General features: G+C 61.2%; 17 protein-coding genes and 1 pseudogene. 11 read left to right on the plus strand and 7 right to left on the minus strand.

The features are described 5' to 3' along the window. Positions 1-212: 212 nt before the first annotated feature. Positions 213-3,020, plus strand: a complete 2,808-nt coding sequence (locus MRB47_RS02505) for an ATP-binding protein (RefSeq protein WP_252101806.1) — start codon at positions 213-215, stop codon at positions 3,018-3,020. Positions 3,021-3,467: 447 nt separating this feature from the next. Here the strand turns inward: MRB47_RS02505 and MRB47_RS02510 are convergent, their stop codons facing one another. Further along, the gene (locus MRB47_RS02510) at positions 3,468-4,067 is read right to left on the minus strand and encodes a hypothetical protein (protein WP_252101807.1); all 600 of its coding nucleotides are present in this window, start codon (positions 4,065-4,067) and stop codon (positions 3,468-3,470) included. A gap of 649 nt (positions 4,068-4,716) precedes the next feature. Between MRB47_RS02510 and MRB47_RS02515 the strand changes: the two genes are divergently transcribed. The 3 genes from MRB47_RS02515 to MRB47_RS02525 all read left to right on the plus strand — a co-directional run bounded on the left by MRB47_RS02515 (position 4,717) and on the right by MRB47_RS02525 (position 6,831). Beyond that, positions 4,717-5,581 (plus strand): IS5 family transposase gene (locus tag MRB47_RS02515; protein ID WP_252100767.1). Its coding sequence is split into 2 segments (ribosomal slippage): positions 4,717-5,135 and positions 5,134-5,581, totalling 867 coding nucleotides; the frame shifts between segments, so codons are not numbered across the junction. A 173-nt stretch (positions 5,582-5,754) separates the two neighbouring features. After that, positions 5,755-6,534 (plus strand): hypothetical protein, encoded by a 780-nt coding sequence (locus MRB47_RS02520; protein WP_252101808.1) that lies wholly within the window; start codon positions 5,755-5,757, stop codon positions 6,532-6,534. A 138-nt stretch (positions 6,535-6,672) separates the two neighbouring features. Further along, positions 6,673-6,831 (plus strand): hypothetical protein, encoded by a 159-nt coding sequence (locus tag MRB47_RS02525; RefSeq protein WP_252101809.1) that lies wholly within the window; start codon positions 6,673-6,675, stop codon positions 6,829-6,831. A 167-nt stretch (positions 6,832-6,998) separates the two neighbouring features. Here the strand turns inward: MRB47_RS02525 and MRB47_RS02530 are convergent. Beyond that, positions 6,999-7,250, minus strand: a pseudogene (locus MRB47_RS02530) (IS21 family transposase); the annotation flags it as partial. A 213-nt stretch (positions 7,251-7,463) separates the two neighbouring features. Here MRB47_RS02530 and MRB47_RS02535 point away from each other — a divergent pair. Genes MRB47_RS02535 through MRB47_RS02565 form a run of 7 tightly spaced genes read left to right on the plus strand, consistent with a single transcriptional unit; the run spans position 7,464 to position 19,361 of the window. After that, entirely contained in the window at positions 7,464-10,196 is a 2,733-nt protein-coding gene (locus MRB47_RS02535) for a helicase-related protein (protein WP_252101810.1), read from the plus strand. 14 nt (positions 10,197-10,210) lie between these two features. After that, a complete protein-coding gene (locus MRB47_RS02540) occupies positions 10,211-11,395 on the plus strand; it encodes an ATP-binding protein (RefSeq protein WP_252101811.1) in 1,185 nt (394 codons plus the stop codon). Continuing rightward, complete coding sequence (locus MRB47_RS02545) at positions 11,392-12,387, plus strand: ParA family protein (RefSeq protein WP_252101812.1); 996 nt, start codon at positions 11,392-11,394, stop codon at positions 12,385-12,387. Before MRB47_RS02540 ends, MRB47_RS02545 begins: the two co-directional genes overlap by 4 nt. A gap of 4 nt (positions 12,388-12,391) precedes the next feature. Further along, the gene (locus tag MRB47_RS02550; RefSeq protein WP_252101813.1) at positions 12,392-14,866 is read left to right on the plus strand and encodes a DUF1156 domain-containing protein; all 2,475 of its coding nucleotides are present in this window, start codon (positions 12,392-12,394) and stop codon (positions 14,864-14,866) included. Between the two features lie 20 nt (positions 14,867-14,886). Beyond that, on the plus strand, positions 14,887-15,990 hold the full coding sequence (locus MRB47_RS02555; RefSeq protein WP_252101814.1) for an AAA family ATPase: 1,104 nt from the start codon (positions 14,887-14,889) through the stop codon (positions 15,988-15,990). Beyond that, complete coding sequence (locus MRB47_RS02560) at positions 15,987-16,511, plus strand: hypothetical protein (protein ID WP_252101815.1); 525 nt, start codon at positions 15,987-15,989, stop codon at positions 16,509-16,511. Before MRB47_RS02555 ends, MRB47_RS02560 begins: the two co-directional genes overlap by 4 nt. Before the next feature lie 12 nt (positions 16,512-16,523). Then, positions 16,524-19,361, plus strand: coding sequence for an ATP-binding protein (locus MRB47_RS02565; protein WP_252101816.1), 2,838 nt, complete (start codon positions 16,524-16,526; stop codon positions 19,359-19,361). Positions 19,362-19,388: 27 nt separating this feature from the next. On the opposite strand, the gene MRB47_RS02570 is transcribed toward MRB47_RS02565, so the two are convergent. The 5 genes from MRB47_RS02570 to istA all read right to left on the minus strand — a co-directional run bounded on the left by MRB47_RS02570 (position 19,389) and on the right by istA (position 24,807). Beyond that, on the minus strand, positions 19,389-20,309 hold the full coding sequence (locus MRB47_RS02570; protein WP_252101817.1) for a hypothetical protein: 921 nt from the start codon (positions 20,307-20,309) through the stop codon (positions 19,389-19,391). 2 nt (positions 20,310-20,311) lie between these two features. Continuing rightward, positions 20,312-21,130, minus strand: coding sequence for a hypothetical protein (locus MRB47_RS02575; RefSeq protein ID WP_252101818.1), 819 nt, complete (start codon positions 21,128-21,130; stop codon positions 20,312-20,314). A gap of 16 nt (positions 21,131-21,146) precedes the next feature. Continuing rightward, positions 21,147-22,406, minus strand: a complete 1,260-nt coding sequence (locus MRB47_RS02580; protein ID WP_252101819.1) for a hypothetical protein — start codon at positions 22,404-22,406, stop codon at positions 21,147-21,149. A gap of 82 nt (positions 22,407-22,488) precedes the next feature. Then, complete coding sequence (gene istB / locus MRB47_RS02585) at positions 22,489-23,226, minus strand: IS21-like element helper ATPase IstB (RefSeq protein ID WP_011805003.1); 738 nt, start codon at positions 23,224-23,226, stop codon at positions 22,489-22,491. A 36-nt stretch (positions 23,227-23,262) separates the two neighbouring features. Beyond that, entirely contained in the window at positions 23,263-24,807 is a 1,545-nt protein-coding gene (istA, locus tag MRB47_RS02590) for an IS21 family transposase (protein ID WP_252100662.1), read from the minus strand. Between the last annotated feature and the right edge of the window lie 92 nt (positions 24,808-24,899).

The raw sequence follows: 24,899 nt of genomic DNA on the forward strand, positions 1-24,899 counted from the left end.
ATCCAATGGGCCGCGGACGGCGCAACCGCACATCGACGACGCGTTCCCAAAAGGGAGCTTGCCACATAGTCTTTCTCCCAGACCGCATCGGCTCTATAGGCTGTCAGAGTGTGACCGGCCAGTACGTCCACCTACAATTTTGGGACAGTGGGGCTGATATCCGTCGTCACTGAAAAAAAGACTGGGCGAACCATCGCAATCAGGAGGGAACGGTGCAACCAAGGGATCCGATCGACGAACTGCACGATACGCAGCTTTACATAGCCCTATCCGCCATCGACGCAGAGTATGCGGAACGCATCACGACATTTGTGGCTGCGATCGCGCCGATCCTCGCGACGACGCAGCAGCACTTCCCTTACTACACGAGGCACGATGCCCACCATGGATTCCGTGTCGTGCGTCGGATTGAACAGGTCATCAAGCCTGCATGTCTAGAAGCTGGAACGCCCGAAGCGCTCGCGCCGGCAGAGATCTTTCTGCTCATCGGCGCTGCATACGCCCACGATCTAGGTATGACTATCTTCCCCGGCGAAACAGAACGTTTGCTTGGGTCAATGGGCCTGACACAAGCCCCGGGATGGGAGACGGACGAGCGGCTTCAACGCCAACTGAGGCAAGAGCACTCCAAGCGGGGCGGTGAATACATCCGAGAGAACGCTGATGCGCTCAGGGTCCCGACGAACCTGACTGGCGCGCTGGACATGATGATGAGAGCTCACAACATGGCCATCCCCGAACTCGAAGAAGCCAGGGAGCCATACGCTGCTCAGGAGCGTGAGCTCGACGTTCGACAGCTTGCTGCCATCGTATGCATCGGCGATGCCCTTGAGTACAGCGACACGCGTGTCATGGAGGGGGTGCTTGATCGTATCGGGAGGGACTTCAGCGCAGCAGCGAGGCGGTCCTATCTCGAAAACATGAAACATGTCTGCCTGGGAGACAGTCTTGCGGTCAATCCTGACGGGCGAGTCATTGCATCTGGCACCTTTTCGGAGCCAGAGGTGCTCGCACTGGCCCATCAAGCCCTCGACGACATAGAAGGATGGGTACAGGGCTACTGTGACATTGACCGCCGGTCCAGGCACCAGCGGCTGAAGGTTCGCCCGGAACCGATGTTACGAAACCTCGCCTATCCAAGCGGTCGGTTTGAGCGGCTCGGCGTGCGTTTGAACAAGAGAAGCGTCATCGACCTCATCGCCTCAAATGCGGTCTGGAGGTTGAACGCTGGCATCGCAATTCGCGAACTGGTTCAGAACGCGGTTGAGGCGTGTCGCTATCGCGCACACCGTTCGGGCGCCGCAGACCGCTACCGCCCTCAAGTGACAGTCGAGTTCGACCGCGAGCACCGGACCGTGACGGTGACCGACAACGGCTGCGGCATGTCTGAGCGCACGGTCCTCAACAACCTTCTCACCGTCGGGAGCAGTCGGTCGAAAGAGGCAGGCTACGCAGATGAGGCCTACGCCCCAATCGCTCGCTTCGGCATTGGCTTCTGGTCTGTCTTCACCGTCGCAAGCGCGGCTCGGATTGAGACCGCGGAATTCGAGCCCTACTGGGGCCGTCCAGAAAGTGCGACCCGAGCGCGTGGCGTTGCCTTCGACGTGTCACTTGAGGAGTTGAGGGACTACACCGTCTTCGAGCCGATCACCAGGCCTGCCGGCACACGCATAGCGCTGACCCTCAATGACTTGGCCGCGCTAGATGACGTCTTCTCCCAAGCAAAGGTTGCGCTGCATTGCGCCCCAGTTCCGATAACCCTCGTACTTGATGGCGAGGAGACAGTGCTGCCAGTGGAGGTCCCGGATGTCTCGGACGCCGACATCTTGGGTGGCCGTAGTCGCATACTGGACGACCTCGGCGTGAAGATATTCAGGTGGCGCGGAGAACTCGATGACACGGAGGTGTCGCTGGGCCTAGCATACAGAATCGTTGATGGCAAAGCCACGTTTCTCGCCGAACGAGGCGCGTCTTTGCAAACAAAGATGGGGCACATCCGCAGCCCGAAGGCCAGCATTTGCGGCTTCTCGGTCCCAATTCAGCCGGGCCCTCTCTGCATCGATCTCTTACGAGTAGGAAACCTCCGTGCGAATCATCGCTCACCAAGAGGTTTTGAGTTCTCCTTGGACCGACAGCAGCTCTTGCCCAACGCGGCCTCGCGCAGGTTCATTCAAAACATCGTCGACCTCTTCCACACGGGCTATCGTCGATTTCTGGCGGAGACCAACTCAGGGGACGCAGCAACGATCGCCTCCTTGCGCGACCATGCGCAAATGCATGGCGGAAACGTCTTCGACTCTTTCACCGCGAGCGAGCTATCCGATGCAGCAGCACGCTATCCGGATCTCATGTGCCTGCGGCTGTACCCGGTAGAGCCTGGCAAGCCTCTAAGCAGTATCGAGCCGCTCCACGTTGACTTGACTGCTTTGAAGCAACTGCGCGGTACGGTCTTCACTCTGCAGACTAGGGTAGACGTTCCTGTTCAGGGTGGACGGTATCTCTCCTTCGATACAGAAGGGCCGGATGTCTTGGCAGTGACATATGCTGCGGTGCAAGCTTGGATGCAACGCGGCGAGGTAGCGCAGCCGGCCTACGTCATAGAAACAAACCGACTTGGGTCAATGCTCTTCGACGCCGACCCTGACGGCTCTTTGAAGTACGTCGCCTTCCAATCGTTTGGCAATATCTGCATCCAGTCTATGAGACTCGAGCGTATGCGCTTCGCTGAGGAGCCTAAGGGCGTCATTATCGGCATTCAGGGTCGCTGGACTGGAACCGTCTACATCCGCAGTTTCAGCACCCCAACCGGCAAGCCATACCAGTTCCTAGGTCGCTACCGCGTTCTCGTGCATCGCTCCAGCCGGCTGGCACAACATCTACTAGAGCTGCAAGATGCGGGTAGGATGCTGCATATCAGCGAGCTCCTCCACCTTCTGACCGAGGATGAAAAGGGCTTTACCAGTGAAGATCTCAGCGCGTTGCTCTCTCCTGCACCCGACCCCGTCAACTGCATCCAGTGAAGGCGCAACGCCAAGCGCGATAGGCAAGGCTGCATTCGGGAATGCCAGCGCGCTGTGCATCCTGTCAATTTCTGTTGAACCGCTCCCTCGAACGGATCTTTCGGGTCACTTCTGAGTGGAAATCAACAAGGACGAATACCGCCGGCACGGTTCGCCGAGCAGCATCGCCAGCGCGCTGACGATGCTGCTCGAAGCCTCAACACCAAAGAGATCGAGTAACCTTCAGGTGTCGCGCTGCCAGGCGTGCGCCAGAGCAAGTTGATCGTCATGCTCGGGCTTCTCAAGAAAAATTGCTGCCGATTTTGACCTGCAACCCGCCATCCGGTTTACGTGATCCCGTGACCGCATACACGGATAGGCGTCTGTTGTTCAGAACGACTGCTCTACACATGCGGTCTGTCCCTACACGCTCGTTTTTCCTCGGCCTCTAGCGACTCCTGCTATCGATCAATTGGCCAACGCAAATCTTATTTCAGGAAGCGGGTCAGAGCTGGACTCGATCACTGCGGCCTGCAACTCTTCGCTCGTCACATGTCCTGAGTCCAGCAGTGTCTTCGCCATGCGTAGCACCTCGGCTCTAACCAATGAGAAAAAGGCTTCGCCATCTGTACCGAAGCGGACCTGGTCAGGTTGTGTCCGTTTTAAAAGCAGTTGAGTCGCTTTGGTTAAACGGTCGGCCTTTGCGGGATCAAGATTCTTCGCGAGTACCGCGTGCGCGGTTTTGACCACTGCAAGCTTTGACTCATTGGAACTGACCATCAAGGCTGTAAGGAGAAGCTCCTGGAGATGGGATATCTGGTCAACCGAAAGGCAAGTCCGCAGATTTTCTTCGCACAACCAGATGCGAACTGCTTCTGCACCACTGGCGACATCTCCATGCGCTGCACCGAGCAGCGCAGCCTGAACCCGATAGACCAGTCGCCCCACCTCGCTTGGATTCACCACAGCAAAATACGGTAGCGCAATTACGGCACTTTCACTGTTTAACTCGTCCATCATTTCAAGTAGCTTGTTCAGTCTTTCGGTCGTCAAGTGAGAGGTTTCCATGGCTGGAACCAAGGCCCGGCCGACAACCATTCCTAGCCAGTTGCGTCGGAGCCTGACTTGATCCGGTGACTCATTCGACGAGCCTTCAAGCCATATTCGCAGCCGTGGATGGAGTAGCAGGTAGTCGTCTAACAACTCGGTCGCGGAAGACGATGATGGGAGTAGCGGGTCTGAGGCTGAAGCTGCGGCGATCATTTCGGCCATAGCATCATCGTTCGGGCGTCCGTACTTCGAAACACTGAAGAGTCTCTGACGAACGAGAGCGATGACGTCGATGGACTCAGGTGCAGGCAGATTCCTGAGGACGTGTCCCCTATAGGGCATCTCCGAAGGCAGTGGAGGACTACCTTCGTCTAGGTCTGACCAAAGTGCATTGCCCAAGGCCGCGCTTTGTTCGGGAGTCAGCAGACCAAGGCGCAGCAATGCGCTTAGCCGCGTGAGCGCTTGCCTCCGATCGCTTCCGGATTGACGCACGGCGCTGATCAACTGCTCGACTCTCCCCTTATCGACAGTTGAGAGTTCAATGCCCTTTTGGGTATCAAACCTAGTGAGCCATTGGGCAGGTTCTGGCCACAAATGCTTCATAAGGATCTATCCGCAAATTAAACTATGTTCCTGAGTCGCCCGTGATGCGGCGCAGGAGATGTAGATGGCCAAGGTGCATGCCAATTCGTGGGAAGTGACGGACGAGTTCTGGAGCCGGGTGGAGCCGCTGGTGCCGCAGCCTGCGCGCGATCCTGACAAGCAGTACAAGCGCGCAGCCGGAGCGGGCCGCCCGAGCAAACCGCCACGGCTGGTGTTCGAGGCCATCATGTATGTGCTGCGCACTGGCTGCCAATGGAAGGCATTGCCTGCTGAGCGCTTCGGCAGCGCCAGCGCGATCCATCAGAAGTTCATGCTGTGGTCCAAGGCCGGGTTCTTTGAGAACCTGTGGCGTGCAGGTCTTGCTGAGTACGATGATTTCGAAGGCGTTGCCTGGCGCTGGCAAAGCATTGATGGGGCCATGTTCAAGGCGCCACTGGCGCAAGAGGCTGTGGGGCGCAACCCGACGGATCGGGGGAAAAAAAGGCAGCAAGCGTCACCTGCTGGTGGACGGGCGTGGCGTCCCGTTGTCACTCGTCGTGACCGGGGCCAACGCGCACGACGTGACGCAACTTGAGGCCGTGCTGGCGTCCTGCATGATCAAGCGCCCCACACCCAAGCAGCGACGCAGCAAGCACCTATGCGCTGATGCCGGCTACCGGGGAAAGAACGCCATGAAGATCATCCTGGCCCACGGCTATATCCCGCATGTAGTGGGCCGCAAGAGCGAGGCAGAGCGCAAGAAACGCAATCCGCAGAAGAAGGCGCGCCGCTGGGTAGTGGAGGCATGCCATGGGTGGTTCAACAGATTCCGCAAGCTGCTCGTGCGCTACGAAAAGCTGGAGCACACGTTTCTCGCGCTTAACCATCTGGCCGCTGCCATCATCACCTTGCGAAAGATCAGTCTACCTGTCAATATTATTTACGGATAAATCCTAAGTCCTTCTGCCAGTTCCGAGGGCAATGGCATGGATACCTTGAGGAAATCGAAGCCTCCAGTGGGCTGCGCTTTGAAGTGACTGATGCGGTCAGGGAGCAGATCTATGCCAATTCGGTGTTTCCGACGCAAGGAACCCGCCCAGTGTTCTCTTCCGTGCACAGTCTGATGAGTGCACCGCTGGTGGACTTCACGCTATGGGCGCTGGAGCAGGGCGCCACGCCTGGCCAGGTGCTGACCATCGATGTGGACCCGGATGCCGGGCTGCTGGTCTCGCGGTGGGGCGACTGGATGCACACCGTGCCCGTAGCGTTGGAGATCAGCAGGCTGCGCCAACGAACCGATCCCGACATGCGGGCGATTTTGGCGGTGCACGAAGCGGGGCATGGCCTGATCTACGCCTTGCTCTTTCAACTGGCACCTCTGGAGATCCGCATCAACATGGCGACCTTCTCCGGGGGCTACAACAGCTTCAATGCGCTCAAGGTCAAAACCCGCAACAACCTGCTCGATGCGGTGTGTGTTGCACTCGCGGGCCGTGCTGCTGAGGAGATGGTGTTTGGCAAGGAGTCCCTGAGTTCAGGCAGCGAGACGGATCTCAAGCTGGCCACACAGCAGATGGCGGCCTTCATCCGGCATGCCGCGTTCGGCGAACGCATCAGCCATGTGGATGTCAGCACGGAGGCCGGGGAGAACATCAACACGGATGTGGCCAGTACCAATGCTGAGATTGAAGCAGGGCTGCAGAAGCAGTACGAGCGTGCGCAGGGACTGCTCATCGCAAACAAGGCCCTCTATCTTCGGATGGTCAACGAGCTCGTCAACAAGGGGCAATTGGAGCCACAGCAGATCCGGGACTGGTTGGGGCTGGCACAGCCACAGGCACCCAAGGATGCCCTGGAGCCGTTTGAGGTGAAGCTGCGGGAGTTCGAGCGCCGGGCGGCGTGAGAGTCGTCCACTGACCGGTACAAGTGGGTTTGTAGCGCCATTGAGGATCGCGCTGGGCCCGCTGGCCCAGCCTGCCAATTCGCTGACTGGTCACTGGGATTTCTTGACCTGGTGGTGGGTTCGCCCTATAAGGTCGGCATGCCTGAAGTCGTGCACCAAGTCCTCGCCGATCCCATCCTGGTGGGGATGATCCTCTTAGCCATATTCGTCAATGCTGGCGCGTTGGGGCTGAAGTGGGAGCGCGGGCGTGAAGCTATGGACGACGCCGAGCCGCGCACCAGGAGTCAGTCAGAGTAAGTGTGGTGCCTTTGGAGATAGGCGATACGGCCTTGCAGTGCCTTGCAAGCAGCAGGTACCACAGTCGTCGACCCATACACGCATGAAGAATCCGCACTATGAATCGCTGGGTAGGCGCATGCGCGCGTATCTCGGACGCACCCGTGACGCCTGTTGGAGGGCGGCTTGTACTGCCTGGTCATCGCCTCAAAGCGCGCATTGATTCTGCACTGCTTGCCCTGGCCGACCTTGTCCACCGCCGTCTTCATGTTGTAGATGCCCCGGCGGGGCACGCCTCCGAAGAGGGCGGACGCCCGTGCGTGCGCATCGAACAGCATCTCGTGCGCCTGGCTGTAGTACGCCACCAGGCAGAAGGCGCGACTGGCCGCCAGTTTGGTGTGTGTCTCCAGGCGGCGGCGCAGCCCGCCGATGAAGAGGTAAGCAACCGCGCCACGGTGCTTATGGCCAGCCTGTTTTCGTGAGTTGGAAGCTCGCTGGTGAGGTGCACCGTGGCACGCTTGAATCGTGCGTTCTGCCTGCTAGACTGACCCGCCGATCAGGCGCTTGGGGGAGTGCACTGGGTTTGTGCCTTGTTCGTTCCGACCCAGGAGTCAGTGCCTGATGTATCCACCGTTCAACGCACCCAGGCGCGCATGCTCAAACTCGAAGAAATCGCTAAGGACGCGCAAATCACCGGGCTGGTCCCAGATGAAGTCGTCAAGGTTGTCAACGTCGAAGAGATAGGCCCGAGTGCCCGCCTTGTGGCCTACCGCAACGCCCAAGGCAAGCTTGATGAGCAGACCATCTTCCGCCACGACGAGCATCGTTTGTCCCTGGCCGTGGCGGGCAACTACACGCTGTCAGATGCCGAGGTGCTGCTGTACGACCAGGTCACCGACTACGTGCGCAACGAAATGGACCGCGCGGACCGGCTGGATGGTAAGCGCAAGGGCACTGTGGGCTTCGCCCTGACCCAGTTGCAGCGCCGCCTGGCATCCAGCCCGCAGGCCATCTACACATCGCTCTCGCGCCGACGAAAGAAGCTCGAAGCGCGCCTTGACGAGCTGCAACTCAAAGCCCGCGCCGACGTGCTGCGCGAGAACCTGGGTGAATACGTCGTCAAGCGGCAGGTGGACTTGCCCGACGACCTTGATGATGCAGCCGACGAACTCAGCGCCGAGGAATACGAAGCAGTGGCCGACCAGGTGGTGGACCAGGCCACTGCCGCTGAGACCATTCCTGAGCTGCAAGCCGAAATCCTGATCCTGCGGGAGCTGGAAAGTGCCGCCGCATCCGTCGTGCAATCGCGCAGTGACCGCAAGTGGGAAGAGTTTTCGCGCCTGCTGCAAGACGAGCCCGAAATGTGCACCGCCGATGGCCGCCGCCGCAAAATCATCGTGTTCACCGAGCACCGCGACACGCTCAACTACCTGCTGCTGCGCATCCGCGACACGCTGGGCAGTGAACAGGCTGTGGTCACCATCCACGGCGGCATCAACCGCGATGACCGGCGAAAGGTGCAAGAGGCGTTCCGCAACGACCCCGACGTGTTGGTGTTGCTGGCCACCGACGCAGCGGGCGAGGGCGTCAACCTGCAAAACGCCAACCTCATGGTCAATTACGACCTGCCCTGGAACCCCAACCGCATGGAGCAGCGCTTTGGCCGTATCCACCGCATTGGCCAGCGCGAGGTGTGCCACCTGTGGAACCTGGTGGCGGCCCAGACCCGTGAGGGCGAGGTGTTCAACTGCCTGCTTGAAAAGCTGGCCGTGGAACGCGAGGCCTTGGGTGGGCGGGTGTTCAACGTGCTGGGTGAAGCCTTCGACAACATCTCGCTCAAAGACCTACTCATCGACGCCATCCGCTACGGCGAAAAGCCCGAAACCCGCGCCCGCATGGAACAGGTGATCGGCCAGGCGCTGGACACCCAGCACCTGAAAGACCTGATGGCCCGCAATGCCCTGGTCGAAAACCATATGAGCCTGGACGACCTCTATGCCATCCGCGAGGAGATGGACAAGGCCGAGGCCCGCAAGCTCCAACCGCATTTCATCAGTGCATTCTTCCGCGAAGCATTCCGGGTGGTGGGCGGCGAGCTGCGCGACCGCGAGGCGGGCCGCTACGAGGTACGCCACGTTCCTGCCGATGTCATGGAGCGCGACCGCGTGATCGGCCACACCCGCACCCCGGTGCTGAAAAAGTACGAGCGCATTTGCTTCGACCGCGAGCACCGCACCATCTACGGCAAGCCCACGGCAGAACTGGTGCACCCAGGCCACCCCCTCATGGCTGCCGTCACCGACCTGGTGCTGTCCAGCCACCGCAACCTGCTCAAACGCGGCGCCATCCTGGTCGATCCCCACGACGACAGCACCGCGCCGCGCGTGCTGTTCATGCTGGACCACAGCGTGCGCGAAACCGCTGCGCCCAACGGCAGCACCCCGCGTGACGTGTCCCGCCGCTTGCAGTTTGTGGAAATGACGGCAGACGGCACCGCCAACCCCGCGCCGTTTGCCCGCCACCTTGACCTGGTACCCATCACCACCGCACAGGCCGCCCAGGTGGCCGACGTGTTGCAGGCCGACTGGGTGACCCACCACATCGAAGCCCGTGCACTGGCCTACGCTGTGGAAAACCTGGTGCCCGAGCACACGCAAGAAGTTGCCAGCCGCCGTGAGCGCCAGGCCGACAAGCAACTGGCCGCCGTGCGCGAGCGCCTGGTCAAAGAAATCCAACACTGGTCAGACCGCGCCATCCGGCTGGACATGGACGTGCGCGCAGGCAAGCAACCCCGCCTGCAACCCGAGAACGCCCGCCGCCGTGCCGAGGAGTTGAGCGCGCGCCTCAAACAGCGCACCGCTGAACTCCAAGCCATGCGCAGCGTGGCGTCTGGCACGCCCAATGTGATCGGCGGGGCGCTGGTCATCCCCGCAGGGCTGTTGGCCCAACGCAGCGGTGTGCCTGGTTTCAGTGCCGACGCCGCAGCCCGTGCACGCATCGAGCGCATTGCCATGCAAGCCGTGTTTGACGCCGAACACGCCCTGGGCCATCGCACCAAAGACGTATCCGCCGAAAAGTGCGGCTGGGACATCACCGCCTACGTCGAGCAGTCCGAGGGGCTGGCGTTGGAGCACCACATTGAAGTCAAAGGCCGCGCCAAGGGGCAGGACACCATTACCGTCACCAGCAACGAGATTCGCCACGGGCTGAACCAGAAAGACAAGTTCGTGTTGGCCGTGGTGGTGGTGGACGGCGACAGCGCCGAATCGGTGAACTACATCCCCATGCCATTCACCCAGGAGCCAGATTGGGCTGAGGCCAGCAAAAATCTTGACTTATGGCTGTTGCTGCAACGTGCGCACTGTCCACTAAGCTTCTATTCTTGACAAGAGGCCTATTTATGTTGACGCCAGAGTTCGTACAAGAATTACTCACCGATTTGGAATCAGACAGAATTGAACGAACCATATCGACTAACAACACCGACAAGTTCGCACAGGCAATTTGCGCTTTCGGGAACGATTATCCCGGCCACAGACAGCCTGGTTACCTCATCGTCGGCGCCAACGACGACGGGAGTCTTTCGGGACTGCAAGTGACGGACGAATTGCTGCGCAATCTGGCGGCCATCCGCTCGGATGGCAACGTGTTGCCTCCACCTGCCATGTCGGTTGAAAAGCTCGTACTTCCACAGGGGGAAGTCGCAGTGGTCGAGGTTCAGCCCTCCACAGTGCCCCCAATTCGTTACAAGGGGCGCGTCTATATTCGCATTGGTCCCCGCAAAGGCATTGCCAACGAGCAAGAAGAACGCGTACTGTCCGAGCGCCGTGCCAGCCTCCTGACTACCTTTGACGCCCACCCGGTGCCAGAGGCTAGTCTGCACGATCTGACCATGCGCTTGTTCGATGAATACCGCATGCAAACCATTGATGCCGAAGTCATCGCTGCCAACCACCGCACCCCCGAGGAAAAGTTGGCCTCGTTGCGTTGCTTCGACCTCACAGCGGCTAAACCGACGGTTGCAGGCGTATTGCTGTTCGGCACCAACCCCCGCTACTTCCTGCCGGGCGCCTACGTACAGTTCTTGAAGTTCCCGGGCCCGACCATGACCGACCGGCCCGACGATGAAAAGGAAATCTCGGGCGACCTGCGTTTCATCGTGGAAACGATGTACCAGAAGATCGTGGCGCACAACCTAGTTGCATCCACGCAAGGTGAAGGCTTCCGCGATCAGCCCCGGCCCGACTATCCCGAGTGGGCGCTGCGCGAACTCTTCCACAACGCCATCATTCACCGCGACTACCAATCCACCACGCCGGTGCGCTTCTACTGGTTCCACGACCGCATCGAAATCCAGAGTCCTGGCGGCCTCTACGGAGAAGTCACAGCCGCCACACTGACCCGCCGCAACAGCTACCGCAATCCCGTACTGGCCGAAGCAATGAAATCCATGGACTACGTCAACCGCTACGGCTACGGCATCCAACGGGCGCAAGACCTTTTGGCCGCCAACGGCAATCCGCCAGCCACGTTTGACATCGACGACAAAGTCTTCCTCGTCACCATCCACAAGAGGGCCGCATGAAAACCATTGCCTTCTTCAACAACAAGGGCGGCGTCGGCAAGACGTCGCTGATTTACCACCTGGCCTGGATGTTCGCCGAGCGTGGCTTGAAGGTGCTGGCGGTAGACCTGGACCCCCAAGCCAACCTCACCTCCATGTTCCTGGACGAGGATCGCCTGGAAGCGCTGTGGCCCGATGGTGATCATCCCCTGACCGTTTTTGGTGCCATCGCGCCCATCCTGCGCGGCATTGGCGACATTGCACAGCCTCACCTTGAGATGATGACGCCCCGGCTGGGCCTGGTGCCTGGTGATTTGGGCTTATCGCGCTTCGAGGACAAACTCTCTGACGCCTGGCCGCGCTGCCACAACCGCGACGAGGCCGCATTTCGCACCATGACGGCGTTCCACCGCGTTGTGCTCCAAGGCGCGCAGTCTGGTGTGCAAGGGGGCGCAGACATTGCCCTCATCGACGTAGGCCCCAACCTCGGCGCCATCAACCGCGCTGCCCTCATCGCCTCTGACCAAGTGGTGGTACCGCTGGGCGCCGACCTGTTTTCCTTGCAAGGCCTGAAAAACCTTGGCCCCACCTTGCGTGAGTGGCGGCAAACCTGGCAGGAACTGGTGCCCAAGTCACCTGCGGGCCTCGCCATCCCCTCTGGCCAAATGCAGCCAATTGGCTATGTCGTCAGCCAACACGGCGTGCGCGAAAGCCGCCCCGTCAAGTCGTACCAGCGCTGGGTAGACCGCATTCCTGCCACGTACCGAGAAGCCGTACTCAACGAATCCTCCGCTTCGGCCCCTCGGCCGTCGCTAGACCCGTACGCACTGGCCTTGCTCAAACACTACCGCAGCCTCATGCCCATGGCCATGGACGCGCGCAAACCCATGTTCGCCCTGCGCTCTGCGGACGGCGCCATTGGCTCGCACATCGAGGCCGTGCGCGCCTGTCACGACGACTTCCTGCGCCTGGCGCAGAAAGTTGCGGGCCATGCCGGCCTGGCCTTGAACTGAACCCATGTCCATCCGCACACCCAAAAAACTCATCGAAGTCGCCCTGCCGCTGGACGACATCAACGTCGCCAGTGCGCGCGAAAAGTCCATCCGCCACGGCCACCCGAGCACGCTGCACCTGTGGTGGGCGCGCCGCCCACTGGCCGCAGCGCGGGCCGTCATCTTTGCGCAGATGGTGAACGACCCGGGGGGCGAGCGCGGTTACTACGCCGGCAAAACCAAAGCCCAGGCCGATGCCGAGCGTGAAGAGCTGTTCCAGATCCTGCGCGAGCTGGTGCAGTGGGAAAACACCAACAACGAAGAGGTGCTGGGCCGGGCCCGCGCTGCCATTGCCAAAGGCTGGCGCGAGACCTGCGAGCTGAACAAAGGCAAGCCCGGCTTCGACCCCGACGTGCTGCCCGCCTTCCACGACCCCTTTGCCGGCGGCGGCGCGCTGCCGCTCGAAGCGCAGCGCCTGGGGCTGAAGAGCCACGCCAGCGACCTGAACCCCGTGGCCGTCACCATCAACAAGGCCATGATCGAAATCCCGCCGCGCTTTGCGGGCCGCGCGCCGGTGGGGCCGCAGATCGAGGCCGAGCGCGGCACCAAAAAGGCGACCAAGGACGCCTTTGACGACTGGCGCGGCGCACGCGGCCTGGCCGAAGATGTACGCCGCTACGGCGCCTGGATGCGCGAGCAGGCGCAGCAGCGCGTTGGCCACCTGTACCCGCAGGTGGTGGTGACTCCTGAATTGATAGCTGGTGGCGCTTATCCAGCAAGCGCTGGTGGCCAAAAAAGCTTGAAAAATGAAGGGCTGGCCAGCCTGCAGCCGGGGCAAAAGCTCACCGTCATCGCCTGGCTGTGGGCGCGCACCGTCAAAAGCCCCAACCCCGCGTTCAGCCATGTGGACGTGCCGCTGGCCAGCACCTTCATCTTGAGCAGCAAGGCGGGCAAGGAGGCGTATGTGCAGCCCGTCGTGGAGGGCGACGGCTACCGCTTCGAGGTGCGCACGGGCACGCCGCCGGAGGGGGCGAAGAACGGCACTAAGCTGGCACGCGGCGCCAACTTCCGCTGCGTGATGTCAGACGCGCCGATTGAGCCCGCCTACATCAAGGCCGAAGGTGTGGCCGGCCGCATGGGGGCTAGGCTGATGGCCATCGTGGCGGAGGGCGCGCGGGGCCGCATTTATCTGTCGCCCTTGCCTGAGCAGGAAGCCATTGCCCAGCAGGCTCAGCCAACATGGCGTCCCGAAGCTGATATACCGCCCGATAAGCGCTCAATGTTCACGCCACTATATGGATTAACCAAGTTCGGCGACCTGTTCACCCCCCGCCAACTGGTCGCGCTGACCACGTTTTCCGACCTGGTGCCCGAAGCCATCACCCGCGTCCGCGCCGACGCCCTGGCCGCCGGCATGCCCGACGATGGCCGGGGGCTGGATGCTGGCGGCAGCGGTGCTACGGCGTATGCGGAGGCGGTGGGGCTGTATTTGGGGTTCATCGCAAGCAGCCTGACCGACAGGATGAGTTCGCTGTGTACTTGGGATGCAGGTGGCGCTACCTGGGGCACCAAGATGCGAAACACTTTCGCACGTCAAGCGCTGCCTATGTCCTGGGATTTTGCCGAAGCCAACCCGTTTTCCGGTCAATCAGGGAGTTGGGATAACTCGCTTGAGTACAGTTCAAAAGGCGTTGTTGTGACAAAGGAACACGCTCACGGCGAAGCCTCCCAAGCCGATGCCCAATCCCAAACCATCAGCGCAAACAAAGTCATCTCCACCGACCCGCCTTATTACGACAACATTGGCTACGCCGACCTGTCCGACTTCTTCTACGTCTGGTTGCGCCGCAGCCTGCGCCCCATCTTCCCGAATCTCTATGCCACGCTGGCCGTACCCAAGGCGGAGGAGCTGATTGCCACGCCGTACCGCCACGGCAGCAAGCAAGCAGCCGAGACGTTCTTTCTGGATGGCATGACAGCGGCGATGCACAACCTGGCCGCGCAGGCGCACCCAGCCTTTCCAGTCACCATCTACTACGCCTTCAAGCAAAGCGACACCAAGGAAGAAAGCGGCACGCACAGCACGGGCTGGGAGACGTTTTTGGAGGCCGTGCTGCGCGCGGGCTTCACCCTCACTGGCACCTGGCCCATGCGCACCGAGCTGGGCAACCGCATGATTGGCTCGGGCACCAACGCCCTGGCATCCAGCATCGTGCTGGTCTGCCGCCCGCGCGATGCCAGCGCCGACACCATCACGCACCACCTGATTCGCGCCCTCAACACCCAGGGCGAAGCCGCAGCCGGTGCCCTGCTGGCCGCCATGCCCGACAAGGCCGAGCCCATTCGCCAACTGGCGTATCACCTGTACACCCTGTGCGAGCGCAAGAAGTGGGCCGAAGACGCCCGCGCCTACAACGAACTCATCACCGCCTGGCACGCCGTGCTGGAAGCCAGCCGCGAGCAGGGGCCGCGTGGGGAACAGTTGGGGTTTGAGGCATAAAAACACAGGAAGGAATAGCCATGATTGAATCACTCTCGATCAGCAACTTCACAGTGTTTGGCAAGGACACTAAGTTCACGTTTTCTCCTGGCCTGAACGTCATCTTGGGCGAGAACGGTGCTGGCAAGACCCATGTTTTAAAACTAGCGTATTTGTTCTCTCGGGCGTGGCCTGACCTTACCAGCGAGCGTCTGACCGTCAACAAAGACTGGGTTCAAGCTTATTTGGCTAAGCGCCTCGCAGACCTCTTCCAGGTCAATGATCTCTCTGCATTGCTGAGGCGTGGTTCGAAGAGCGGGGCAAGCATTGAGGTCCACGCCTCATGGCTTGTTGCAGCCACAAAAATTCCAATGCCTTGGAAGATTGGGATTAAGCGCGAGAACCATGAAGCAGTAGTCGATGCGTCGGTATTTTCCGTCGATGTGAACTACGCCCGAGAGCAAGGGGCTGTGTTCCCGCATCAGGTATTGGTGCCTAGCAAAGAAATGGTCTCTCTGTTTAAGGGACTGATTGGCTTGTTCGATAAGTACCGTGATTTCCCGTTGGACATCAGCTACCGCGATTTGGCCGTCGCCATGTCCACATTGGAGCCACGCGACAGACCGCCGTTGATGTCGGCTGTGGCCCAGCGCATGCAGAGCCTACTAGGCGGAGACTTGAAGCTGGAAAAGGGGGAGTTGGTCTTCGAGCGCGCTGACGGATCGCAGATGGACATTTCTTTGATGGCAGAGGGCTATCGTAAGCTGGCCATGCTCATTTATCTGCTGCGTTACAGCGTGGTGGAGCGTGGTTCTACCTTGTTCTGGGACGAGCCAGAGGCCAACCTGAACCCCGCCGCGTTGAAGCTGCTGGCCGAGGCTTTATATGCACTGGGTAACGCCGGGGTGCAGGTGGTGGTGGCTACGCACAGTCTCTTCTTGCTGCGCGAGTTCGAGATCTTGCAGATGAGGTCAACTCAAGGATATGCCAACCAGGTTCCCAACAAGTACTTTGGCTTGGGTCGCCAGAAGAAAGATGGTCCGGTCTCCGTGACCCAAAGCACGGACATCGCCGACATCGAGCCTTTGGTTCTGTTGGACGAGAGCTTGCAGCAGAGCGACAGGTACATGGAGGCGAACCCATGAGTCGGACGGCAGATGTGGATGGCATGCGCTTGACCATGCCTGCGGGGTGGTGGGTGTGGAAGTACGACGACTCCGACTTTCACCAGACGCAGTTCCAGAACTTTGCAGGTGGCGTCAAGGCCATGGATGCAATCGCGCTAGACCCCGCACAGACCTTGTGGCTGATCGAGGTGAAAGACTACCGACAGAACAGGCGACGCAAACCCAGTTCTGTATTTGCGGAGGTGGCGGATAAGGCACGCGATACCTTGGCAGGTTTGTCGGTTGCGCGCGTCAGTGCGAAGGCGCAGCGAGAGCGTACTTTGGCGCAGCAGGCACTGGGTTCCAGGCAAATCCGCGTGGCGCTGCAACTAGCCCAATCAGCCCGTCCCCACCGGCTGTTCCCGCAAGTGGTTGAGTCCGCCGATGCCGATATCCAATTGCGCAGAGCGGTCAAGCAAGTGGATGCAAAACCAGTTTGTGCCGTTGGCAGCCTGGGACAACACAACAGCGTGCTTCCGTGGAATACGGTTGCCATTTGAAATACGCACCTCATGACCATAAAACCCTGGCGCGAAGTCGCCCACCCCCACAAGGACGTGCTGGAAGGCACTTTCAAGCAAAGCGAGTTCGCGGCTGACATCTCGCAGGTGCATGCAGGCACGGCGGAGCCTGAGTACCAGGATGCGGAGAAGTTCTTCGCCCGCACCTTCATCACCGAGGGCATGCGCCTGTTGCTGCAAAGCGTGGCAGAGCGTTTGTCGGGCCGGGGTGGCGACCCGGTGATCCAACTGCAAACGGCCTTTGGTGGCGGTAAGACCCATACGCTGCTGGCGGTGTACCACCTGGCCAGCCGCCAGTGCCCGACCGAGAAGCTGGCGGGCATCCCGCCGATTCTGGATGCCGCAGGTGTGACATCGCTGCCGCAGGCGCGGGTGGCGGTGATTGATGGCATCAAGTTCTCGCCCAGCCTGCCGCGCTCGCATGCGGGCACCACGGTGAACACGCTGTGGGGAGACCTGGCGGTGCAGCTGCTGGGGGCCGAGGGCTATGCGCTGCTGGACGATGCCGATCAGGCGGGTACGTCCCCCGGCAAAGACGTGCTGACTACGCTTCTGCAACGCGCGGCGCCGTGCGTGGTGCTGTTGGACGAGCTGGTGGCCTATGTGCGCCAGTTGGAGCCGGGCAAGAGCTACCCCGGCGGCACGTTTGACAGCAACATCACCTTCATCCAGGCGCTGACCGAGGCGATGAAGAGCGTGCCCAACGCCATCTTGTTGGCTTCGTTGCCGCAGTCAGAAACCGAGGCGGCAGGCACGCAGGGCCAGCGCGCGCTGGATGTACTGGAAAAATACTTTGGCCGCGTTGAATCGGTCTGGAAGCCGGTGGCAGCGGAAGAGGCCTTCGAGATTGTGCGCAGGCGGCTGTTTGACACCGTGGGCGACCCCGCGCAGGTGAACGCCACGGCGCGGGCTTTTGGCGAGTTGTACCGCCAGAACCCCACCAAGTTCCCCAGCGAGACGCAGGAGGCGCGCTACGAGGAGCGCATTGCGCACGCCTACCCGATTCACCCCGAGGTGTTTGACCGGCTGTACGAGGACTGGTCAACGCTGGACAAGTTTCAGCGCACGCGCGGGGTGTTGCAGTACATGGCCATCGTCATCCACAGGCTGTGGGATAGCCGTGACAAAGACCCGCTCATCATGCCGGGCTCGTTGCCGCTGGACGATGCGCTGGTGCGCAACAAGAGCATCCACTACCTGCCCAATGGCTGGGAGCCAGTGATTGAGCGAGAGATGGATGGCCCGCGCTCTGCGGCGGCAGACATTGACGGGCACGACACCCGGTTTGGCAGCTTGCAGGCTGCGCGGCGCGTGGCGCGCACCATCTTCTTGGGCAGTGCGCCGTCTAACGCTGCGCAGGCTGTGCGGGGCATTCGGGTAGAAGGCATTTTGCTGGGTGCTGTGCAGCCAGGGCAGGCCGTGGGCACGTATGAGGATGTCATCAAACGCCTGCGTGATCGGCTGCATTACCTGTACGGTGAAAAGGACAGCTACTGGTTTGACACGCGTCCCAACCTGCGCCGCGAAATGGAAAGCCGCAAGGCCAACCTGAAAGACGCTGATGACGTGATGCCGCTGCTGCGCGACCGCGTGGGCCGGGTGTTTTCCAAGGGCAACCACTTTGCGGGTATCCACGTTTTCACGCCGTCTGCCGACGTGCCCGATGACTTTGGCTTGGGGCCGCGCCTGGTGGTGCTGCCGCCCAATGCGGGCTACCGCAAGCAAGATGAATCGCTGGCTCTGCTGGCGGCCACTGAGGTGCTGGAAAAGCGGGGCGATGCGCCACGGCTGAAACGCAACCGCCTGATATTCCTGGCGCCCGATGGTGATGCCGTGCAGCGCCTGCGCGATGCCGTGCGAACCTATCTGGCATGGAAGTCCATCGTGGAAGACGTGCAAAACCGCCGTATCGACCTGGGCACCTACCAGGCCGATCAGGCCAAGCGCGCGATGGACGGTGCTGAGGATGGCGTCAAGCAGATGGTGCGCGAGACCTATCGCTGGCTGATGGTGCCCACCGAAGAGATGGTGCGGGGCAAGCTGACGCTGCGCTGGGAGGCTGTGGCCTTGTCGGCGTCTGCACCGAGCGTGGTCGATGCGATTGAGAGCAAGCTCAAAGAAGAAGAATGGCTGGTGAGTGCGTGGTCGCCCGTCCACCTGAACCGGGTGTTGAACCAGTGGTACTTCAAAGAGGGCGTCACCGATGTCTCGGCTTTGAAGGTGTGGCAAGACAGTTGCCAGTACCTGTACCTGCCACGCTTGCTGAACTCTGATGTGTTTGTGCAGGCAGTGACGGCAGGTTGCGCCACCCGTGACGGGTTTGGCTACGCGGCAGGCAAGGATGGTGACCGTTGGTTGGGGTTTTCCTTCGGCCACTCTGCTTTGGTCACCATGGATGCCGACACCGTGCTCATTAGCCAGGCGGCGGCCATCGAGTACCAACAGAAGCTGGATGCGGAGCAGCGCGAGCGTGCAGCACAGCAAGCGGTGCCCTCCAATGTCGGCAGCGGTGTGCCTGGCGCGTCCTCGTCCGGCCAGCGTCCGGTGGCTTCCAAGTCAGAAGCTACCGGTGCGTCGACTGCTGCGGTGGCACTGCCCAACCGGTTCTTTGGACTGGTGGAGGTGGATGCCACGACGGCAACCATGGACTTTTCGACCATTGTGAACGAGGTGATTCAGCACTTTGCGGCTCAGAGTGGGGTCGACGTCACCGTCACCGTAGAAATCGAAGCGCGCACGCGCGATGGGTTTGAGGCAGGCTTGCAGCGGACCATCAAAGAGAACTGCGGGGTGCTGAAATTCCGCTCCGCCAACTTCGAGCAGGAATAGTCTGCTGTTACTGTGGCGGAGGTGTCACTAAAATAGACTAGCCATGCTTTCCGCGAGCGCCGCCTCGAGCCTCTTGCTCGCTTTCTTCGCGTCCGGAAAACCGACCAGAGTTGCCGAGAAGTTGACCCCGCCCCGGATGTCGAATTTCGCGTTGATGGTCAATTTCATCTCGAGAGATTCACTGAGCGAAGCTGCCAGGGATGCGAGTAACCAGCCCACGTCTTCGACAAGCGCCACGTCAAACACCCTGACGCCGATGTCTTTCTCCGTGAAGATTGAAGAGGGCTCGGGCAGTGACGCAAGCCGTACGCGGCATGATCGCGTGCCCTGATCGACACTTACCACCCGCCCAACCACTCGATGAATTTCAGCACCCTGAACTTGAACGGATCGTTTGGGCTGGTCGTTCGTTCCCTCGTGGATGATCTTGGCCCCATCGGTGATCGGGTCTGAGCTGCTTGCCAAAGAAACAAACGCGGCCCGGGCACGAGCCGGATCAGCCTCTGCAGAAAGCGCAGTGCACAGTTGTTCGGTCGACAGCTGCCTCTCGTGGAGGCGATCGATCAATGGGGATATCCGACACACCAGGCCCTTGGCGCATTCACGCTCAGCATGAGTTTCTTCTGCAAGGTCTTCGTCCAGACGCCGCTGGCGAGTCGCCTTGCGCGCCACGAACAAAGTCAGTCCCTGGGCATCTTCAGTGCGCACGCCGACAAGGGTCAGGTCGCGCGGGTGCGCATGCACCCCTTGGAGTTTGCTCTCTGCGTCCTTGAGGAGCCGGATAAGGTGCGCAATTGGAAGCAGACGGGTGGCGCCATCCTTGAGAGCAAGTTTTCCCTGTCCAAGGCAATTTTGCTCTAGTACCTCGACATCTGAATTTGTTATATGAATCTGGGTTTCAAACGACGTGCAGAAGTCGCCGTGGGTAGGACAGATTTCAGTTCGCATAGCTACTCTTCTTCTTTCAGGTTGGAGATGACAAATAGAGCGACCCTCAGCACCGCCGTAAACCTCGCGGTGAGGACCTGGTTTTCTTTTGCTCGGGGAGCCAAAGAGACAACCGGGCGTTCACCAATGCTTTCATCGACCTTCAGCTTTAACTGATCATCGAAACTGCGGAGGAAGCGAAATTCCTCAGTAGTCAGGTGCGCCTTTCCCCTTCTGAGCAGAAGTGAAAAGCTCAGTGGCATCGACTCCAGGATGGGCTGCCAAATGGGGTATTGGTAGAACTTTGTCGGTGCTGCGCTCTCCCGCAACACGCACAGTCGAAAAAACTCGAGGGTGTCTCGATCCAGACCGAGGACCCACTCGACGATCTGAAGTCCATCGCCCGATCGAGCAACATTGATGTTTGCGTCGACCCCTCGCTGCCGCGCGGAGTTCCGGACACGCCGGGCGAGTTCGGCCTTCGTATCGTCATCGGGCACGACGTCCTCCAGTTCAAGCGCCGCCGAAACAGGGATTCCCGTGCTCTCGATGGCGCGATGTTTGGTCAGTCCGAGCGTTCGCACGATCAGATATCGCACGGAATCGAGGCGCGACACACGCCGTGATTGGGAGTGCTGCAGTGTCGTTGGCGCTACTGTTCTGGTTGGTTTTTGCGGATGCTTCACCATGCGGCGCACCAAGCCTTGCCGCAACCATGACCACTCGTCGAACGGCTGATGTGCCACTGCTCCAGAAAATGCATTGCGATTGCGGGACCGCGCTTTCCTCACCGCAGCTGCGTTTAGACTAACCTGACGCACGAAACCGGGGCCGATCGGCAAGTGACGCAGCAGTGATTCAACAGTCAGGGCGCGAATGAGAGACCAAGCGGACAGGTAGGCGCAGCAAAAGGTCGGGCGCCCCTACGTAACTTGCCAGGTTCGCGCGTAGTGCGTGAAGCTGGGCTGCACAAGCAGAGCCGAGGCGGACGACGCGGATTGCGTTCTCGGTTTTGTGCTGGTTGTAACCTTGCCTGCTGATGACGATGCCACCACCCGGGGTCAGGCAATTCCACGCCAAACTGGAGAGGTCTCCTGCGCGGGAAGGAAGCTCTTGACTAAGTGCCGCCCTGATTTGAATCAAGAGGTTGTCCACTGGGGATTCTGATACCCAAGACTGAGCTATTTGTACTGCCCGTGTCACGTCCGAACGACGCACCAGCACGCTAGAACTGGAGCCTCCGGGGAGCGGATCAGCGTGCTCATGAAGGAGCTCCAGCACTTCCATTGGCACCTGAATCTGACGGCGGCGAAGACTCTGAACCAGCGCCAGGGCGGCGTGGCGAACGCGCTCACACAGCCCATGCGTCTCCTGAATCGACGATGGACTTGCCAGTTGGTGGGTCCACTCAAGAAAACAGATCCATTCGTCTCGAGTCCAGTCTTCGGGTTCTCCCAGAAGATGCACCCTTCGCCGAGCAAGACTGAGGGTAGAGTAGTAGGTTGCCAGGGACGAGATCTGGTAGCGACCGTGGACGTCGTCTCGGGTTCGCACAAGCTCTTCGCAGATCCAGTCACGGAGCCAGCCTGAAAATGGCGTCCAGCGGGCTGCGGCTGCGGAGATTTCGCGGCGGCTCTCAATCGCGCGGAGTCGGCGTTCACCCAGTCGCAGCGTTTGATTTGAGTACTTATTCAGGGCCTTCGATATGGCCTCCAAGCCCTCGTCCATTGAGTTCTGGCGGCTCTGGCGATACCAGCCTGTGGGGTGTCCGCTTGAAGCGAGATCGTCGACTTCCTGCCCCGCGAGCCTTTTGAGCGAATGCAGGGAAAGCGCGGGAGCGGGGACGTTGATTGAGCTGACAGCTACAAGTGATGGGGGCAGTTGAAGCCGGGCGTAGTTCTGAGCTGAATCGAGGATGAAGGCAAAGCGACCTTCAACGGACCTCGGCCACCGGACGAAGGGCAGTACTTGAGCAACGGCGACCGTTGCGGCACACATTACATCTTGCCGAGTAGTTCGATCGACGTCGGCCTTTAGTAATAGGTACTGCGCATTCCACTGATGGCGGACAGTGATTCCATTCCCATCGCGGACAGCGTTCCAGGCGATGGCGGACACGTTGCGCGGGTGTCCTGAGTGACGCTCAAATCGTAGCCGAAGTGTCCGCCATCAGCGTGGAATGGCGGTCGGCGCGGCCGGCTCAGACGGCCTTGGTGAGCTTGCGCATCGACTCGCCCTTGAGGGCTATCTTGTGCGAGCCGTGCACGATGCGGTCCAGGATGGCGTCGGCCAGCGTGGGCTCGTCCAGCCAGGCGTGCCAGGCCGTCACCGGCAACTGGCTGGTGATGAGCGTCGAGCGCGTGCCCACCCGGTCGTCCAGCAATTCCAGCAGGTCGTTTCGCTCGTGCGCGGCAATCGGCGCGATGCCGAAGTCGTCCAGGATGAGCAGGTCCAGCCGCGCCAGTTGCGCCAGCCGTTTGCCCAGGCTGCCATCGCCGTGGGCCACGTGCAGCTCCTGCAGCAGCCGTGGCGCGCGGGTGTAGAGCACCGAGAAGCCCAGGCGCGCGGCCTGCTGCCCCAGTGCGCAGGCGAGCCACGTCTTGCCGCACCCGGTGGCGCCGGTGAGCAGCACGTTGTGGCCATGGCGCAGCCAGTCCCCGCCGGCCAGGCTGGTGATGACCTCTCGGCTCAGGCCCCGGCTGGCGCGCCAGTCGATGTCCTCCAGGCAGGCACTGGAGACCTTCAGGCGGGCCGCCTTCAACAGGCGCTCCAGGCGCTTGCTGTCACGCCAGTCCACCTCGCGCTGCACCAGCAGCGCCAGGCGTTGTTCAAAGGGCAGCTCGCTGGCCGTGATGTGGGTGGCCGCGTCGCTGAGGGCGGCCACCATGCCGTCCAGGCGCAGGGCGCGCAGTTGGTTCAAGGTCTGTTCGTTGAGCATGGTTCTTCCTTGTTAGGTTTGCTTGCACGTTGGAGTTCAGTGGTAGTAGCCCGGCCCGCGCACGTTCTCGTGCAGCGGCAGGCTCGCCTGTGCGGCCATCGGCGCATCCAGCGGCCGCTGGTCCAGGCCGCAGCCCAGGATGGAGGCGATGCTCTTGTAGGACGGTGAGCGAATCGACTGCGCCCGCGCACAGGCGGCCTCCAGCCGGTCAGCCCCGTACTCACGGCCCAGGCGCATGAGGCCCAGACAGGAGCGGTAACCCTGCTCGGGATGCTGGCGGTGCTCCATCTGCCAGCGCACCACGGCGGCGGTGGCCGCGCCCACGCGCTCACCCCAGGCGATGAGCTTGGCCGGCGTCCACTGCAGGTGCGCCCGGTGCGAGGCCGGCATGTGCTCGGGCGTGGTGGTGTGTGCACCCCGTCGGGGATTGAGGGCGTGGGCGGCCACGCGTTTGCTGCCGTGCAGGACTTCGAGCGTGCCGGCCGTGATGCGCAACTCCACCGGCTCACCCACCAGGGCGTGGGGCACCGAGTAGTAGTGGCCATCGAGCTCAACGTGGTAATCGATGTTGACGCGGGCGGGTTTGAAGCGCGCGATGGGCATGCGCACCGGCGGCAGGGGGCGCAGGGCTGGCCGGTCGAGTTCGGCGAAGGCGCTAGTGCGGTTGCCCGGCAGCTTCTTGAACGCGCGCTGGTTCAAGTCCACCAGCAAGGCGGCAATCGCCCGGTTGAGCTCGGCCAGGCTGAAGAAGGTCTGGTGGCGCAGCCTGGCCAGAATCCAGCGCTCGACCACCTGCACAGCGACCTCCACCTTGGGTTTGTCGCGTGGCTTGGCCGGGCGCGCGGGCATCACGGCCAGGCTGTAGTGCGCACAGAGCTCTTCGAGCAGGCGGTGCGCGGTGGGCTCGTAACGGTCGGGTCGGGCCATGAGGGCGCGCGGCTGGTCAGGCACCAGCAGGCGGGGCACGCCGCCGATGAACTCCAGCGCGCTAATGATGCTGGCCACCCAGTCGGTGGTCTTCTGGCTGGCGGTGGCGCAGGCGTAGGTGTAGTTCGATGCGCCCAGCACGGCCACGAAGACCTGGGCCTGGCGTATCTCGCCAGTGTCGGCATCCACCACGGGAACGGTCTGGCCGGCGTAGTCCACAAAGAGCTTGTCACCGCCCGTGTGGGTCTGGCGCATGGAGCGCTGCAGGCGCCGGGCCCAGGCCTTGTACTTCTCGCAGAAGGCGCTGTACTTGTACGCCTGCCCGCTGTGCTGTTGCTGGTATTCCTCCCAAAGCAACTGCAGCGTCACGCCAGGTCGGCGCAGTTCGCGGTGGATGTGGGCGTGGTCGGGTTCAAGGTGCCGGGACTCGCGCGCCACGGGTGGCTTGTAGAGCCGGGCCTGGAGTTCGTCGTCGTTCAGGCTCTGGGCCAGTGCCCAGTCCACGCCGGCCACGCGCGCGTAGCTGGCTATCTCGCTGACAGTGGATTTGGAGATGCCGAGGGCGGCACCGATTTGACGGGTGCTCAAGGCCCCGCGGTGCAGCAGTTGCAGTGTGTGTCGTAGTTTGCTCATGGTGACCCTGGGTGTGGGCATCGCTGGTTCCGGTCAAAAAACCGGGCAGCGTATGCCGCGTTCGGGTCACTCAGAACACCCCGCAGGTGTCCGCCATCAGTTTGGAATGCTGT

Source organism: Diaphorobacter sp. LI3 (assembly GCF_022807955.1).
GTDB lineage: Bacteria > Pseudomonadota > Gammaproteobacteria > Burkholderiales > Burkholderiaceae_C > Diaphorobacter > Diaphorobacter nitroreducens.